The sequence below is a fragment of the Paraburkholderia sp. J11-2 genome (assembly GCF_905220185.1).
Taxonomy (GTDB): Bacteria; Pseudomonadota; Gammaproteobacteria; order Burkholderiales; family Burkholderiaceae; genus Paraburkholderia.
In genome coordinates this window covers 158,452-172,610 of the sequence record NZ_CAJMYY010000003.1, presented here as the reverse complement: position 1 = coordinate 172,610, position 14,159 = coordinate 158,452, and the positions used below count along the sequence as shown (strand labels likewise).

At 65.2% G+C, this 14,159-nt stretch carries 12 protein-coding genes; 8 read left to right on the top strand and 4 right to left on the bottom strand.

Annotated features, from left to right (window positions below; all coding sequences use genetic code 11):
* Window positions 1–73 precede the first annotated feature (73 nt).
* On the top strand, window positions 74–2,143 hold the full coding sequence (gene ligA / locus U5A57_RS05195) for an NAD-dependent DNA ligase LigA (protein ID WP_321908808.1): 2,070 nt from the start codon (window positions 74–76) through the stop codon (window positions 2,141–2,143).
* Window positions 2,140–2,673 (top strand): peptide deformylase, encoded by a 534-nt coding sequence (gene def / locus U5A57_RS05190; protein ID WP_321908807.1) that lies wholly within the window; start codon window positions 2,140–2,142, stop codon window positions 2,671–2,673. The genes ligA and def overlap by 4 nt, the downstream gene beginning before the upstream one ends.
* A 78-nt stretch (window positions 2,674–2,751) precedes the next feature.
* Here def and U5A57_RS05185 read toward each other — a convergent pair whose 3' ends face one another.
* The 4 genes from U5A57_RS05185 to map all read right to left on the bottom strand — a co-directional run bounded on the left by U5A57_RS05185 (window position 2,752) and on the right by map (window position 8,588).
* Complete coding sequence (locus U5A57_RS05185; protein ID WP_321908805.1) at window positions 2,752–3,690, bottom strand: pseudouridine synthase; 939 nt, start codon at window positions 3,688–3,690, stop codon at window positions 2,752–2,754.
* The gene (locus tag U5A57_RS05180; RefSeq protein ID WP_321908804.1) at window positions 3,687–4,634 is read right to left on the bottom strand and encodes a hypothetical protein; all 948 of its coding nucleotides are present in this window, start codon (window positions 4,632–4,634) and stop codon (window positions 3,687–3,689) included. Before U5A57_RS05180 ends, U5A57_RS05185 begins: the two co-directional genes overlap by 4 nt.
* A 258-nt stretch (window positions 4,635–4,892) precedes the next feature.
* On the bottom strand, window positions 4,893–7,472 hold the full coding sequence (locus U5A57_RS05175) for a [protein-PII] uridylyltransferase (protein WP_321908803.1): 2,580 nt from the start codon (window positions 7,470–7,472) through the stop codon (window positions 4,893–4,895).
* Window positions 7,473–7,766: 294 nt separating this feature from the next.
* Window positions 7,767–8,588 carry a type I methionyl aminopeptidase gene (map, locus tag U5A57_RS05170; protein WP_321908801.1) on the bottom strand — a complete coding sequence of 274 codons (822 nt, stop codon included), beginning with the start codon at window positions 8,586–8,588 and terminating at the stop codon, window positions 7,767–7,769.
* A 421-nt stretch (window positions 8,589–9,009) separates the two neighbouring features.
* On the opposite strand from map, the gene rpsB reads away from it, so the two are divergent.
* From rpsB to U5A57_RS05140, 6 genes are all read left to right on the top strand, one after another.
* Window positions 9,010–9,765 carry a 30S ribosomal protein S2 gene (rpsB, locus tag U5A57_RS05165; protein ID WP_112172807.1) on the top strand — a complete coding sequence of 252 codons (756 nt, stop codon included), beginning with the start codon at window positions 9,010–9,012 and terminating at the stop codon, window positions 9,763–9,765.
* Window positions 9,766–9,976: 211 nt separating this feature from the next.
* Window positions 9,977–10,858: a translation elongation factor Ts gene (gene tsf, locus U5A57_RS05160; protein WP_158757668.1), complete on the top strand. Its 882-nt coding sequence runs from the start codon at window positions 9,977–9,979 to the stop codon at window positions 10,856–10,858.
* Between the two features lie 252 nt (window positions 10,859–11,110).
* Window positions 11,111–11,827, top strand: a complete 717-nt coding sequence (pyrH, locus tag U5A57_RS05155) for a UMP kinase (protein ID WP_028204061.1) — start codon at window positions 11,111–11,113, stop codon at window positions 11,825–11,827.
* Window positions 11,828–11,919: 92 nt separating this feature from the next.
* Window positions 11,920–12,480: a ribosome recycling factor gene (gene frr, locus U5A57_RS05150; RefSeq protein ID WP_028204060.1), complete on the top strand. Its 561-nt coding sequence runs from the start codon at window positions 11,920–11,922 to the stop codon at window positions 12,478–12,480.
* 72 nt (window positions 12,481–12,552) lie between these two features.
* A complete protein-coding gene (locus U5A57_RS05145; RefSeq protein WP_321908793.1) occupies window positions 12,553–13,329 on the top strand; it encodes an isoprenyl transferase in 777 nt (258 codons plus the stop codon).
* A complete protein-coding gene (locus tag U5A57_RS05140) occupies window positions 13,323–14,132 on the top strand; it encodes a phosphatidate cytidylyltransferase (RefSeq protein WP_321908791.1) in 810 nt (269 codons plus the stop codon). Before U5A57_RS05145 ends, U5A57_RS05140 begins: the two co-directional genes overlap by 7 nt.
* Window positions 14,133–14,159: the final 27 nt, after the last annotated feature.

Sequence of the window (14,159 nt, the reverse complement as noted above, 5' to 3'; positions counted from 1 at the left end):
CCGATGCGACACGCGCCGCTTCCTGAGATAATCTGACGTCCGAAATCATTTCCATCTGCGAGTCGCCCAAGGCATGATCCGTCATCCCGCCCGTCCTCCCGAAGAAGCCACCGCTGCGCAGCGCGCGGTGTGGTTGCGCGCCGAACTCGAGCGTGCGAATCACGCCTACTACGTGCTCGACCAGCCGGAGCTGCCCGACGCGGAATACGACAAGCTGTTCGGCGAGCTTCAGCAAATTGAGGCCGCGCATCCCGATCTCATCACGCCCGATTCGCCCACTCAGCGCGTGGGCGGCGAAGTCGCCGGGGGCTTCGAGCCCGTGGTGCACGACGTGCCGATGCTGTCGCTGAACAACGGCTTTGCGGATGAGGACATTGTCGCGTTCGACAAGCGCGTGGCCGATGCGCTCGGCAAGATCGAGGGCGCCGAAGTCGGCGCAGTCGAATACGCCGCTGAACTCAAGTTCGACGGCCTCGCCATCTCGCTGCGCTATGTCGACGGCGTGTTCGTCCAGGCGTCCACGCGCGGCGACGGCGCGACCGGCGAGAACGTCACGGAGAACGTGCGCACGATCCGCTCGCTGCCGCTGCGCCTGAAGGGCAAGCGCGTGCCGAAGGTGCTCGACGTGCGTGGCGAGGTGCTGATGTTCCGCCGCGACTTCGAGCGCATGAACCAGCGTCAGCGCGACGCCGGCCACAAGGAATTTGCGAACCCGCGCAACGCGGCGGCGGGCAGCCTGCGTCAGCTTGATCCGAAGATCACCGCGCAGCGGCCGCTCTCGTTCTTCGCTTACGGCATCGGCGTTCTCGAGGGCGAGCCGATGCCGGCCACCCATAGCGAACTGCTCGACTGGTACGCGGAAATGGGCTTGCCGGTCAATTCCGAGCGTGCGGTCGTGAAAGGCGCGCAAGGTCTGCTGGAATTCTTCCGCGCCGTGGGCGAGAAGCGCGATGGCCTGCCGTACGACATCGACGGCGTGGTCTACAAGGTGAATCGCCGCGACGAGCAGGACGCGCTCGGCTTCGTTTCGCGCGCGCCGCGCTTCGCGCTCGCGCACAAGTTCCCGGCGCAGGAAGCGCTCACGAAGCTGCTGGCCATCGACGTGCAGGTGGGCCGCACTGGCGCGATTACGCCGGTTGCGCGGCTCGAGCCGGTGTTCGTCGGCGGCGCGACGGTGACGAACGCCACGCTGCACAACGAAGACGAAGTGCGCCGCAAGGACATCCGTATCGGCGACACGGTGATCGTGCGGCGCGCCGGCGACGTGATTCCCGAGGTGGTCAGCGCGCTCATGGACCGCCGACCGGCCGACGCCCAGGAGTTCGTGATGCCGACCGAATGCCCGGTCTGTGGATCGCGCATCGAGCGTCTGCCCGACGAGGCGATCGCTCGCTGTACAGGCGGTCTCTTCTGTCCGGCGCAACGCAAGCAGGCGCTCTGGCACTTCGCCCAGCGCCGCGCGCTCGATATCGACGGCCTGGGCGAGAAGATCATCGACCAGCTGGTTGACCAGAACCTCGTGCGCACGCCCGCCGATCTTTTCAATCTCGGCTTCGGCACGCTTGCGCAGCTCGATCGCATGGCCGACAAATCGGCGCAAAACCTGCTCGACTCGCTTGAAAAGGCCAAGTCCACGACGCTTGCGCGTTTTATCTACGCGCTCGGCATCCGGCACGTGGGTGAGTCGACGGCAAAGGATCTCGCCAAACACTTTGGCTCGCTCGATCCAATCATGAGCGCTTCGGTCGAGGAACTGCTCGAAGTCAACGATGTGGGGCCGATCGTCGCGCTCGCCATTCACGAGTTTTTTGCGGAAGAGCATAACCGCACGGTGATCGAGCAACTGCGCGCGCCGGGCAAAGTAACATGGGCGGAAGGTCCGCCCGCGCCGAAGGCGCCAGTGGGCGTGCTGGCCGGCAAGACGGTGGTGCTCACCGGCACGCTGCCCACGCTCTCGCGCGACGAGGCGAAGGAAATGCTGGAGGCGGCCGGCGCAAAGGTGGCCGGCTCGGTGTCGAAGAAGACCGATTACGTGGTGGCGGGCGCCGACGCGGGCAGCAAGCTCGCAAAAGCCGAGGAACTCGGCGTGCCGGTGCTCGACGAAGAAGCAATGCGCAAGCTCCTGGAGGGGCAAACGACATGATTCGCGAAATTCTCAGAATGGGCGATCCGCGCCTGCTCAGCATTGCCCGGCCGGTCGATCACTTCGATACGCCCGAACTGCACGAACTCATTGCCGATATGTTCGACACGATGCACGCGGCGAACGGCGCAGGCCTCGCCGCCCCGCAGATCGGCGTCGACCTGCAGCTGGTGATCTTCGGTTTCGAACAGAACGAGCGCTATCCCGAAGCGCCGGCCGTGCCGCAAACGGTGCTCATCAACCCGGTCATCCATCCTCTGTCGCACGACATGGAAGAGGGCTGGGAGGGGTGTCTTTCGGTGCCGGGCATGCGTGGTGCCGTGAGCCGCTATTCGATGATTCGCTATGACGGCTTCGATCAGTACGGCCAGCCCATCGAGCGTGTGGCGGAGGGTTTTCACGCGCGGGTCGTTCAGCACGAATGCGACCATCTGATCGGCAAGCTGTACCCCATGCGTATTACCGACTTCTCGAAGTTCGGCTTTACCGAGGTTCTGTTTCCGGAACTCGATCCGAACAGCGACGACTGAAGATCGAAGCATCATGAAAAACGGGAGCCATCTGGCTCCCGTTTTTCATGCAACGCGGCGTTTGGCGCCGATGCGGCGTTAGAACGCCTCGTCAGCGGCCAGATAGCGCCATTGGCCTTGCGGCAGCGCGCCGAGCAGCACGCGGCCCATGCGCACGCGCTTGAGGCCCACGACCTTGAGGCCGACCAGTTCGCACATGCGGCGGATCTGGCGCTTCTTGCCTTCGCGCAGCACGAAACGCAACTGCTCGCCGTTTTGCCAGCTCACCTGCGCGGGCTTGAGCGGCACGTCGTCGAGCGACAGGCCGTGGCGCAGTTGCGCGAGCAACTCGGCCGGGAAGTGCTGATCGATTTCGGTCTCGATGTCGTTGTAGGTGACGCGTACGAGATATTCCTTGTCGATGTCCGAGCTCTCGCCGATCAACTGCTTGGCCACACGGCCGTCCTGGGTCAGCACGAGCAGACCGGTCGAGTCGATGTCGAGCCGGCCAGCCGGTGCGAGCGTGCGCAGATGTTTGGCCGAAAAACGAATGCCCGAGTGATCGCCGTCCCAATGATTCTCGCCGGTGATCAGTACGGCGGCGGGCTCGTAGCCGTCCTCGGCCTGGCCCGACACATAGCCCACGGGCTTGTGCAGCAGGATCGTCACCTGGCGCGCCTGCGCGGCGAGCGCTGACGGATCGACCTCGATGCGCTGATTCGGCGTGACCTTGGCCCCGAGCGTGTCGACGACTTCGCCGTCGACATACACCCAGCCTTTTTCGATCCACTCGTCGGCTTCACGGCGCGAGCACAGGCCCAGTTCGGACATGCGCTTGGACAGGCGCAGGGTGTTGTCGCCGTCGACTTCCTCTCGCGGCGTGCGGCGCGGTGCGGATTCGGCGTTGTCGGTACGCCGCGGGGGCTTCCCGGCCGACGTCACGGGGCGGGCAGTCTGGCGTGCGCCGCCGCTTTCTTCGGCGCTGCGGCGTGTGCGCGTCGCGCCGCCCTCACGGTCATCGCTTCGGACGGATTTCACCGGGCGCGCGAAGCGTCGCTCCGTTCCCTCGTCGCGGGCGCGTGCTGGGCGGCGGTCGTCACCTTCGGTACGTCGTTCGAAGCGACGCTCACCACTTTCTTCGCGGCCGCGCGGGGGGCGGCGGTCGTCACCTTCGGTGCGCCGTGCGTAGGGCCGTGCGTCACCTTCTTCGCGGCTGCGCGGGGGACGGCGATCGTCACCTTCGGTGCGCCGTGCGTAGGGCCGTGCGCTACCTTCATCGCGGCTGCGCGGGGGACGGCGATCGTCGCCTTCAGTGCGCCGTGCGTAGGGCCGTGCGCTACCTTCTTCGCGGCTACGCGGGGGACGGGGGTCGTCGCCTTCAGTGCGCCGTGCGTAAGGCCGTGCGCTACCTTCTTCGCGGCTACGCGGGGGGCGGCGGTCGTCGCCTTCGGTGCGCCGTGCGTAGGGCCGTGCGCCACCTTCTTCGCGGCTACGCGGGGGACGGCGGTCGTCGCCTTCGGTGCGCCGTGCGTAAGGCCGTGCGCTATCTTCATCGCGACCGCGCGGGGGGCGGCGGTCGTCGCCTTCAGTACGCCGTGCGTAGGGGCGTGCGCCACCTTCATCGCGGCTGCGCGGGGGGCGGCGGTCGTCGCCTTCGTCACGGCGCGTGAACGGACGTGCACCATTTTCCTCACGACCACGCGGCGGACGACGATCTTCGCCTTCGGCACGGCGCGCGTAGGGGCGTGCGCTACCTTCTTCGCGGCTACGCGGCGGACGACGATCGTCGCCTTGAGCGCGGGGAGCGAAACGACGCTCACCGCCTTCCTCACGAGCACGCGGCGGGCGCCGGTCTCCACCCTCGTCACGGCCGCGCGCAAATCCACGCGCCTCGTCGCCGGTGCGACGGGCGGGGCGGCGCTCGTCGCCGTAGCCGCCTTCGCGAGCAGGCCGCGCTGGACGGCTCGAACCGTCGCGTTCACGCGCCGTGGTTGGCCGTGCCGGGCGCGTGTCGCCGGCGCGAGGCGCGGTGCGCTCGCCCGAGGCGCGCGCAGGCTTGCCGGCCGATGTCTTCGCAGCCGACGCCGGCCGAGCGTCCGCCGGCCGCGCCTCAGCCGGCCGTACCGGCTTACGCGCGGTCGTGCTGCCGCGGCGGACGGGGGCGCGTTCCGGAGTGGTCGGGCGCGGATGTTTGGCTGTCAGTTTGGCTCGCATGGATCTGGGTATTTCGCTTGGGTCATTCACACTGCGATCGCGCGCAGCAGTTCGGTTTCGACGTGAATCTGCCGGCGGTTGTCGGAAAGTCCCGATCCGTCGAGCAGAAACACGTCTTCCACACGTTCGCCGAGCGTATTGATCCGCGCCGCATGGACGCCGACATGATGCTCCGCGAGTACGCGCGCGATGGAATAGAGGAGGCCCGGCCGGTCGTTCGCCGACACGGACAGGATGTAGTACTGGCCGCGCTCGTCCGCCCGCAGGTCGACGCGCGGCGTCACCGGGAAGGTGCGCGACAGGCGTGAGAGCCGGCCCTTTGACGGTTCGGGCAAGGTATTGTCCGTCGCTTTCAGGCGCGCCGCGAGTTCCTGTTCGACGAGGTTCGCGATATCGCGGTAGTGCACGTCGCCCTCGGTGTGGGCGACGATGAAATTATCGAGCGCATAGCCGTGGCGCGTGGTGCTCACGCGCGCGTCGAGCACGGAAAGTCCACTGCGGTCGAAGTACGCGCACATCGTCGCGAAGAGGTCGGGTCGGTCCTGCGCGTAGACGAGCACCTGCAGCGCCTCGCCGATGGGCGACGGGCGCGCGCGTACGACCGGCTCGGGTGCTTCGACGTGGCGATAAAGCACGCGCGTTTGCCAGGCAATGTCGGCGGCGTCGTGGCGCAGGAAATAACCCACGTCGAGCTTGTCCCAAAGCGCGCGGTGCGCGTGCTCCGGCACGGTCTCGAGACGCAGCAGCGCGAGCGCCAGTTCCTGACGCGTCTTGAGCTCCGAGTGCGCGTCGGGCTTGGCGCCGCCGAGCACGGCAAGCGTCGAGCGGTAGAGGTCTTCGAGCAGCTTGCCCTTCCAGTTGTTCCAGACCTTCGGGCTCGTGCCGCGAATGTCGGCGACCGTCAACAGGTAGAGCGCCGAAAGGCGCCGCTCCGTGCCCACCAGGTCGGCAAAGCGCTTCACGACCTCGGGGTCGGTGATGTCCTGCTTTTGCGCGACCTGGCTCATCGTCAAGTGCTGCTGGACGAGCCAGACGATCAGGTCGGCGTCGTCGCCCGTGATGTCGTGCTCGCGGCAAAAGCGCCGCGCGTCGGCCATGCCGAGTTCGGAGTGGTCGCCGCCCCGGCCCTTGGCAATGTCGTGGAACAGCGCTGCGACATAGAGCACCCACGGGCGTTCGAAATTGGCGATGAGCTGGCTGCAGAACGGATACTCGTGCGCATGCTCGGCGACGGCGAAGCGGCGCATGTTGCGCAGCACCATCAGGATGTGCTGATCGACCGTGTAGACGTGATAGAGGTCATGCTGCATCTGCCCGACGATACGGCGGAAGTTCAGCAGATAGCGGCCGAGCACGCTCGTCTGGTTCATGAGCCGCATGGCGTGCGTGATGCCAGCCGGCTGCTTGAGGATCTCCATGAAGAGCCGGCGGTTCTCCGGGTCGCGGCGCCAGTTCTGGTCCATGGTCTCGCGCGCGTTGTAGAGCGCGCGCAGCGTGCGCGCCGACAGGCCCTTCACGCCGGGCACCTGCTCGTAGAGCAGGAAGGCTTCGAGAATCGCGTGCGGCTCGCGTTCGAACACGTCGTCGCTGACGATTTCCAGCATCCCCTGCTTTTCGACAAAGTGCTCGGAGAGCGTGCGCGTGATGCCGCTCGTGCTCGGGAAGAGCTGCGCCTCGATGTTCTGGATCAGGATCGTGGAAAGCTGCGTGACTGCCTTCGCTGCCCAGTAGTAGCGGCGCATGAGCTGCTCGCTCGCGCGCCGCGCGCCGCTTGCCTTGTAGCCGAAGCTCTCGGCCACTGCCGTTTGCAGGTCGAACACGAGGATGTCCTGGCGGCGGCCCGCGATCACGTGCAGGCGCGCGCGCAGCGCCTTGAGAAACGCCTCGTTGCGGCGGAGTTCGCGCGCCTCGCGCCCGGTGATGAGGCCGCGCTGGTCCAGTTCCTTCCAGCTGCTGCCGAAGGCCGCGGCCTCGGTGATCCAGAGGATCAGCTGCAGGTCGCGCAGGCCGCCGGGGCTTTCCTTGACGTTGGGTTCGAGCGAGTAGGGCGTGTCCTGGAAGCGCGCGTGGCGCTGGCGCATTTCGAGCACTTTCGCCTGGAAGAACGCGCGCGGGTCCATGGCGTCGCGATAGCGCTGCGCGAAGTCGCCGAAGAGCGCTGCGCTGCCCGTGATGCGGCGCGCCTCGAGGAGCGACGTGCGCACGGTGACGTCGTTGGCGGCTTCTTCGAGGCATTGCGAGACGCTGCGCACGCTGCTGCCGATATCGAGTCCGAGATCCCACGCAAGGCCGATGAATCGCTCGATGCGGTCTTCGAGCAGCGCGAGCGGCTCGTCGTCCGGCAGCAGGACGAGGATGTCGACGTCTGACCAGGGCGCAAGTTCGCCGCGCCCGAAACCGCCCACCGCCACGAGCGCGAGCGTGTCCGGCAGCTCGCAGAGATTCCATGCGCTGCGCAAGGTGTCGTCGGTGGTGCGGGCGAGGGCGCGCATCAACGAATCGACATTGGTCGCGGTCTTGAAGCGCTCGAGCAACTGGGCCTTGGCGGCCTTGTAGTCGGACTTCAGCGACGACGTATCAGGAACGGCGACAGCGGGAACGCTCATGGGCTCGGATCGTGTCTGGCGTGGTTGGGCAGGCGGCCGGTCGTGCGCGCGACGGGTCTCGCGTTTGGCGGATGGCCGCGTGGGTTCGTCTGTTAGTGCGTCGGGTGCTTTACAGGCTGCTTTCCTGGCGGCTCGGCAGGCTGCCCTGGCGTGCTGCTGGCGCCGGGAGGCTTTCGCGTGCGGTGCCTCGCTCGCGTTGGGCGTACTCGCCCGAAGTGCAGGACGTTTTCTACGAGCACGTCCATTGTGCGCCGGATCGCGCCACGAAGCGCTTCCCGGCACTATTTACGGCAATCAGGCCGCCGTGCCCGCCATCTGCGCGACGATAGCCGGCTTGGCGGGCGTGCCCGCCGAGACCGTCAGGACCTCGTAGCCCGTTTCGGTCACGAGCACCGTGTGCTCCCACTGCGCCGAGAGACTGCGGTCTTTCGTCTTGACGGTCCATTGGTCCGGCATGGTGCGGATGTCGCGGCGGCCGGCGTTGATCATCGGCTCGACGGTGAAGATCATGCCGGGTACGAGTTCGATGCCCGTGCCGGGGCGTCCGTAGTGCAGCACCTGCGGGTCTTCGTGGAACACCGTGCCGATGCCGTGGCCGCAGTATTCGCGCACCACGCTGTAGCCCTGGCTTTCGGCGTAGCGCTGGATGGCATGGCCGATGTCGCCCAGATGGCCGCCGGGACGCACCTGGTCGATGCCGAGCCACATGCATTCATACGTGGTCTGCACGAGGCGTTTGGCGAGGATCGAGCCTTCGCCGACGATGAACATGCGGCTCGTGTCGCCGAAATAGCCGTCCTTGATCACGGTGATGTCGATATTGAGCGCGTCGCCGTTCTTCAGCGCCTTGTCGCCCGGAATACCGTGACAGATCACGTCGTTCACAGAGGTGCAGATCGCCTTCGGGTAGGGCGGATAGCCGGGCGGCTGATAGTTCAGCGGCGCGGGCACCGTGCCCTGCACATTGGTCATGTATTCGTGGCACAGGCGGTCGAGTTCACCTGTCGTCACGCCAGCGGTGACGAACGGCGTGATGTAGTCGAGCACCTCGCTCGCCAGGCGGCAGGCGACGCGCATTTGCGCGATGTCTTGTTCGTTCTTGATCGAAATGGCCATGGTATGCGCCCGAAAATGCAGTCGAATATTGAATTATCGCACCTAATGCAGGTGGTCGCTGACTTTCGCAAAGGCGGGGCGCGATCCGCCACGCGCTTTCGTGCCATATTCCGCGGGTAATAGCTGTCTTGAGTAAGGGGCAGTTTGCGTGCTATACTCTTCGGCTAAGTCGCTTCCCATGTCTTTCGAATTCATCTTCGGGATTTGTGCGGGAGAGTGGCTGAATCCGCCGTTGCCGCGGAGTGCTTTGCCGGGAGTGAATCCTGGCGGGTGCGCGAAGAACATTCGGAAGCATCTTCTTCAGGCAGCACACTCGCAAGCCGGCGCACCCAGGGTGTCGGGCGCGTCGATCTCCGGAAAACGGAGGGCGCACCGATACGGCAGCCGGCTTCAGACCCAAACCCTTGCGGAGAATTGAAACATGGCAGTTACCATGCGCCAGATGCTGGAAGCCGGTGTCCACTTCGGTCACCAAACGCGCTTCTGGAACCCGAAGATGGCCCCCTTCATTTTCGGCCATCGCAACAAGATTCACATCATCAACCTCGAAAAGACGCTGCCGATGTACAACGACGCGCTGAAGTACGTGCGTCAACTGGCAGCGAACCGCGGCACGATCCTGTTCGTCGGCACGAAGCGTCAATCGCGTGACACGATCGCTGAAGAGGCAAACCGCGCTGGTATGCCGTTCGTGAACGCGCGCTGGCTCGGCGGCATGCTGACCAACTTCAAGACGCTGAAGGTTTCGATCAAGCGCCTGAAGGACATGGAAGCAGCTGTGGAAGCGGGCGAGCTCGAGAAGATGAGCAAGAAGGAAGCCCTCCTGTTCGAACGCGAAATCGCCAAGCTGCAAAAGTCGATCGGCGGCGTGAAGGACATGGGCGGCATTCCGGACGCAATTTTCGTGGTCGACGTCGGCTATCACAAGATTGCCGTGACGGAAGCGAACAAGCTGGGCATCCCCGTGATCGCCGTGGTCGATACGAACCACTCGCCGGAAGGCATCGATTACGTCATCCCGGGTAACGACGACGCCAGCAAGGCTGTCGCGCTGTACACGCAAGGCGTGGCTGACGCGATCCTCGAAGGCCGTGCAAACTCGGTGAACGAAGTGGTTGCAGCTGTGCGCGGCAACGACGGCGACGACGAGTTCGTCGAGGTCAACCCGGAGGCGTAAGCTGCCCCCGTGTCCGGCAAGAAAAGGGGGCTTTCCATAGGCCCCTTTTTTTTAAGCCGCGACTTTCGTCGCCGCGTCATATGCGCGGCACCGTAGCCCTGTAGAAGCAGCTGTAAAAAAGCGTTTCACCGCAGGCGGAAACGGAAACGAATTTCTGCCGGCCGCGTCGAAAGGCGGGCGGCGTGTACCAGACAGACTCAAGGAGCGAATGATGGCGGCAATTACCGCAAGCATGGTGGCAGAACTGCGCGCAAAGACCGACGCGCCGATGATGGAATGCAAGAAGGCGCTGACGGAAGCCGACGGCGACCTGGCGCGTGCTGAAGAACTGCTGCGCGTGAAGCTCGGCAACAAGGCCAGCAAGGCCGCTTCGCGCGTGACGGCTGAAGGCGTGATCGCTTCGTTCATCGGTGCCAACGCTGGTGCGATCGTCGAACTGAACTGCGAAACCGACTTCGTCTCGAAGAACGACGACTTCATCGACTTCTCGAAGAAGATCGCCGAACTGATCGCCACGCAAAACCCGGCTGACGTCGCGGCTCTCTCGGCACTGCCGCTGGACGGCTCGACGGTCGACGCAGTGCGTCTCGCGCTCGTCGGCAAGATCGGCGAAAACCTCTCGATCCGCCGCTTCGCGCGTTTCGAAACCGCCAACAAGCTGGCTGCCTACCTGCACGGCACGCGTATCGGCGTGCTGGTCGAGTACACGGGCGCAGACGAGCAAGTGGGCAAGGACGTCGCGATGCACATCGCCGCGATGAAGCCGGTCTCGCTGTCGTCGGACGACGTTCCGGCCGACCTGATCGCCAAGGAGCGCAGCATCGCCGAGCAGAAGGCAGCCGAATCGGGCAAGCCGGCTGAGATCGTCGCGAAGATGGTTGAAGGTTCGGTCCAGAAGTACCTGAAGGAAGTCTCGCTCCTGAACCAGCCGTTCGTTAAGAACGACAAGCAGACGATCGAGCAGATGCTCAAGGCTGCTGGCACGACGGTGCAGAAGTTCGCCCTCTTCGTGGTGGGCGAAGGCATCGAGAAGCGCCAGGATGACTTCGCTGCCGAAGTGGCCGCGCAAGTCGCTGCTGCAAAGCAGCAATAAGACGGAAAGTCCGCCTGCCGTGTGTTACGCGGCAGGTGGCGCCGCAGTTGTTGCAGCATCGCAGTTGGTTGAGTTGTAAGCCGTGGCGAAGCAATTTGCCATGGCGGGCAGCGTAGCGACGACGCGCATGGTAGTCCCCCGCCGTGCGCGGCGTCGGAAATCTTCGCTATTTCTGGCGGCGCTTGCCCGAAGCCGTATTTCACCCCTACAGTTTCAAGTTATTGCCCTTTGCGCGCGATCCTGGATACCTCCATGCCCACACCCGCCTATAAACGCGTCCTGCTCAAACTTTCCGGCGAAGCCCTGATGGGCGATGATGCTTTTGGCATCAATCGCGCCACGATCGAACGTATGGTGGCAGACGTGGCCGAGGTGGTGCGTCTCGGCACCCAGCTCGCAGTCGTGATCGGCGGCGGCAACATTTTCCGCGGCGTCGCGGGCGGCGCAGCCGGTATGGACCGCGCAACGGCCGACTACATGGGCATGCTCGCCACGATGATGAACGCGCTCGCGCTGCAGGACGCCATGCGTCACGCGGGTATCGAGGCGCGCGTGCAGTCGGCGCTGCGCATGGACCAGGTCGTCGAGCCGTACATCCGCCCCCGTGCGATCCGCCAGCTCGAAGAAGGCAAGGTCGTGATTTTCGCCGCGGGCACGGGCAACCCGTTCTTCACCACCGACACGGCTGCTGCGCTGCGCGGCTCGGAAGTCGGCGCCGAAGTCGTGCTGAAGGCCACCAAGGTCGACGGCGTCTACTCGGCCGACCCGAAGAAGGACCCGACCGCCACGCGTTACTCGACGATCAGCTTCGATGAGGCAATTGGCCGCAACCTGCAGGTCATGGACGCCACCGCGTTCGCACTGTGCCGCGACCAGAAGCTGCCGATCCGGGTTTTTTCCATCGTCAAGCCGGGTGCGCTCAAGCGCATCGTTCTGGGCGAAGACGAAGGTACGCTCGTCCACGTGTAAACTCTCGTCTTACGAGAGGTTCGAACACGGGCCGCGCCGCCCATCAGCGCGCTGGCGGGCCCGTTCCGTTATGAAGGTTCGGAGGTATCAAAATGGCTGTGGCTGACATCAAGAAGGGCGCCGAGCAGAAAATGCAGCGCTCGATCGACGCGTTCAAGAGCGATCTGGCGAAAATCCGCACGGGCCGCGCCCATACCGGTCTGCTCGATCACATCCAGGTCGACTACTACGGCTCGCCCGTGCCCATCTCGCAAGTCGCCAACCTCACGCTCGTCGACGCACGTACGATCGGCGTTCAGGCGTGGGAAAAGAAGATGGTGCCGGTGATCGAAAAGGCGATCCGCGAGTCGGATCTCGGCCTGAACCCGGCCACGCATGGCGACCTGATCCGCGTGCCGATGCCCGCACTGACCGAAGAGCGCCGCAAGGAGCTCACGAAGGTCGTCAAGAACGAAGGTGAAACGGCGAAGGTGGCCGTGCGTAACCTGCGTCGCGACGCGAACGAACAGCTCAAGAAGCTCGTGAAGGACAAGGAAATTTCCGAAGACGACGAGCGCCGTGGCGGCGACGAAGTCCAGAAGCTGACTGACCGCTTCGTGACCGAGATCGACAAGCTCGTCCAGACGAAGGAAGCCGAGATCATGACGGTCTGAAGCCTTAGGGCTTCCAGATTCGCCAGATTTCCGGCGCTTTCCCTTTTTCACCGCAGTTACAGTCCGACGGCCATGACCTATACCAGCTCAACCGTTCGCGTGCCCGAGGTGGCGGCCGTGCCGCGCCACATCGCGATCATCATGGACGGCAATGGCCGTTGGGCAACCCAGCGCCGCCTGCCGCGCGTCGCAGGCCACACGCGCGGCGTCGACGCTGTGCGCTCGGTTGTCGAATCGTGCGTGGAGCGCGGCGTCGAATACGTCACGCTGTTCGCCTTCAGCTCCGAGAACTGGCGCCGTCCGACCGACGAAGTGTCGTTCCTCATGCGTCTTTTCGTCACCGCGCTCGAGCGCGAAGTGGCGCGCCTGCACGCGAACGGCATCCGCCTGCGCGTGGTCGGCGACCTGTCGATGTTCAACGAGCGCATCCAGGACCTGATTCGCCGCGCGGAAACCAAGACCGCGCGCAACACCCGTCTCACGCTCACGATCGCCGCGAACTACGGCGGCCGCTGGGACATCCTCCAGGCCACGCGCAAGCTCGTCGAGGAGGCCGCGACCACGGGTCAGCCAGTGGCGGTCACCGAAGACACGTTGTCCCAGCATCTGGCAATGGCCTATGCGCCCGAACCCGATCTCTTCATACGCACGGGCGGCGAGCAGCGGGTGAGCAACTTCCTGCTCTGGCAACTCGCCTACGCCGAGTTCTATTTCACCGACACGTTCTGGCCGGATTTCGACGCCGAAGCGCTCAGCCGCGCCATTGCGTCGTATGCCGAGCGCGAGCGCCGCTTTGGCCGCACGAGCGCGCAGGTCGTCTCCCAGAACGCCGATTCCCTTTCATGCTAAAGACCCGCGTCATTACGGCGCTCGTCCTGCTGGCAGTCTTCCTGCCCATCACGTTGTTCGCGCCCGTGGCGGCGTTCGGCGCGCTGATCGGGGTCGTGGTCGTGTTCGCCGCGTGGGAGTGGGCGCGCCTCCTGAAGGCGGGCGCGGCCGGCTCGATCGTCTATGCCGTGATCGCGGCGGCCGTTGTCGCGCTCAGTACGCGGCTGCCGGCGCCCCGGCCGCTCTTTCAGGCGGCGGGCGTGTTCTGGGTGATCGCCGGCCCGTACGTCCTGCTGCGCAAGCCCGTGCTAGCCGCAGGCGCCTGGCGCGCTTTCCTGCTGGCCGCGGGGCTCGTTATCTTCGCGGCCTGCTGGCACGCGCTCGTAGCGGCGCGCGCGGCGGGCGTGGCGTTTGTTTTGTCCCTGCTGCTCGTGGTGTGGCTGGCCGATATCGGCGCATACTTTGCAGGTAAGGCATTCGGAAAGCATAAGCTCGCTCCTTCGATCAGCCCCGGCAAAACCTGGGAGGGCGCCGTGGGCGGCTGGGCCGCCGTGATGGTGGTGTCCGGCGCGGCGATCGCGCTGCACGCGTTCGAACCCACGCTGTATTCCGCGCTCGCCGCCCAGAACGGGTTTGGGCGCGCGCTTTTCGTACTTACCGTGCTGGTCGCGTTCAGCGTGATCGGCGATCTGTTCGAGTCGATGCTGAAGCGCCAGGCTGGCGTGAAGGATTCGAGCGGCCTCCTGCCGGGCCACGGCGGAGTCCTCGACCGCATCGACGCGCTGCTGCCCGTGCTGCCGCTTGCCATGCTGCTGCTCGGCTAAAGGCGCCTGGCTAGAGACGCTCGGTTA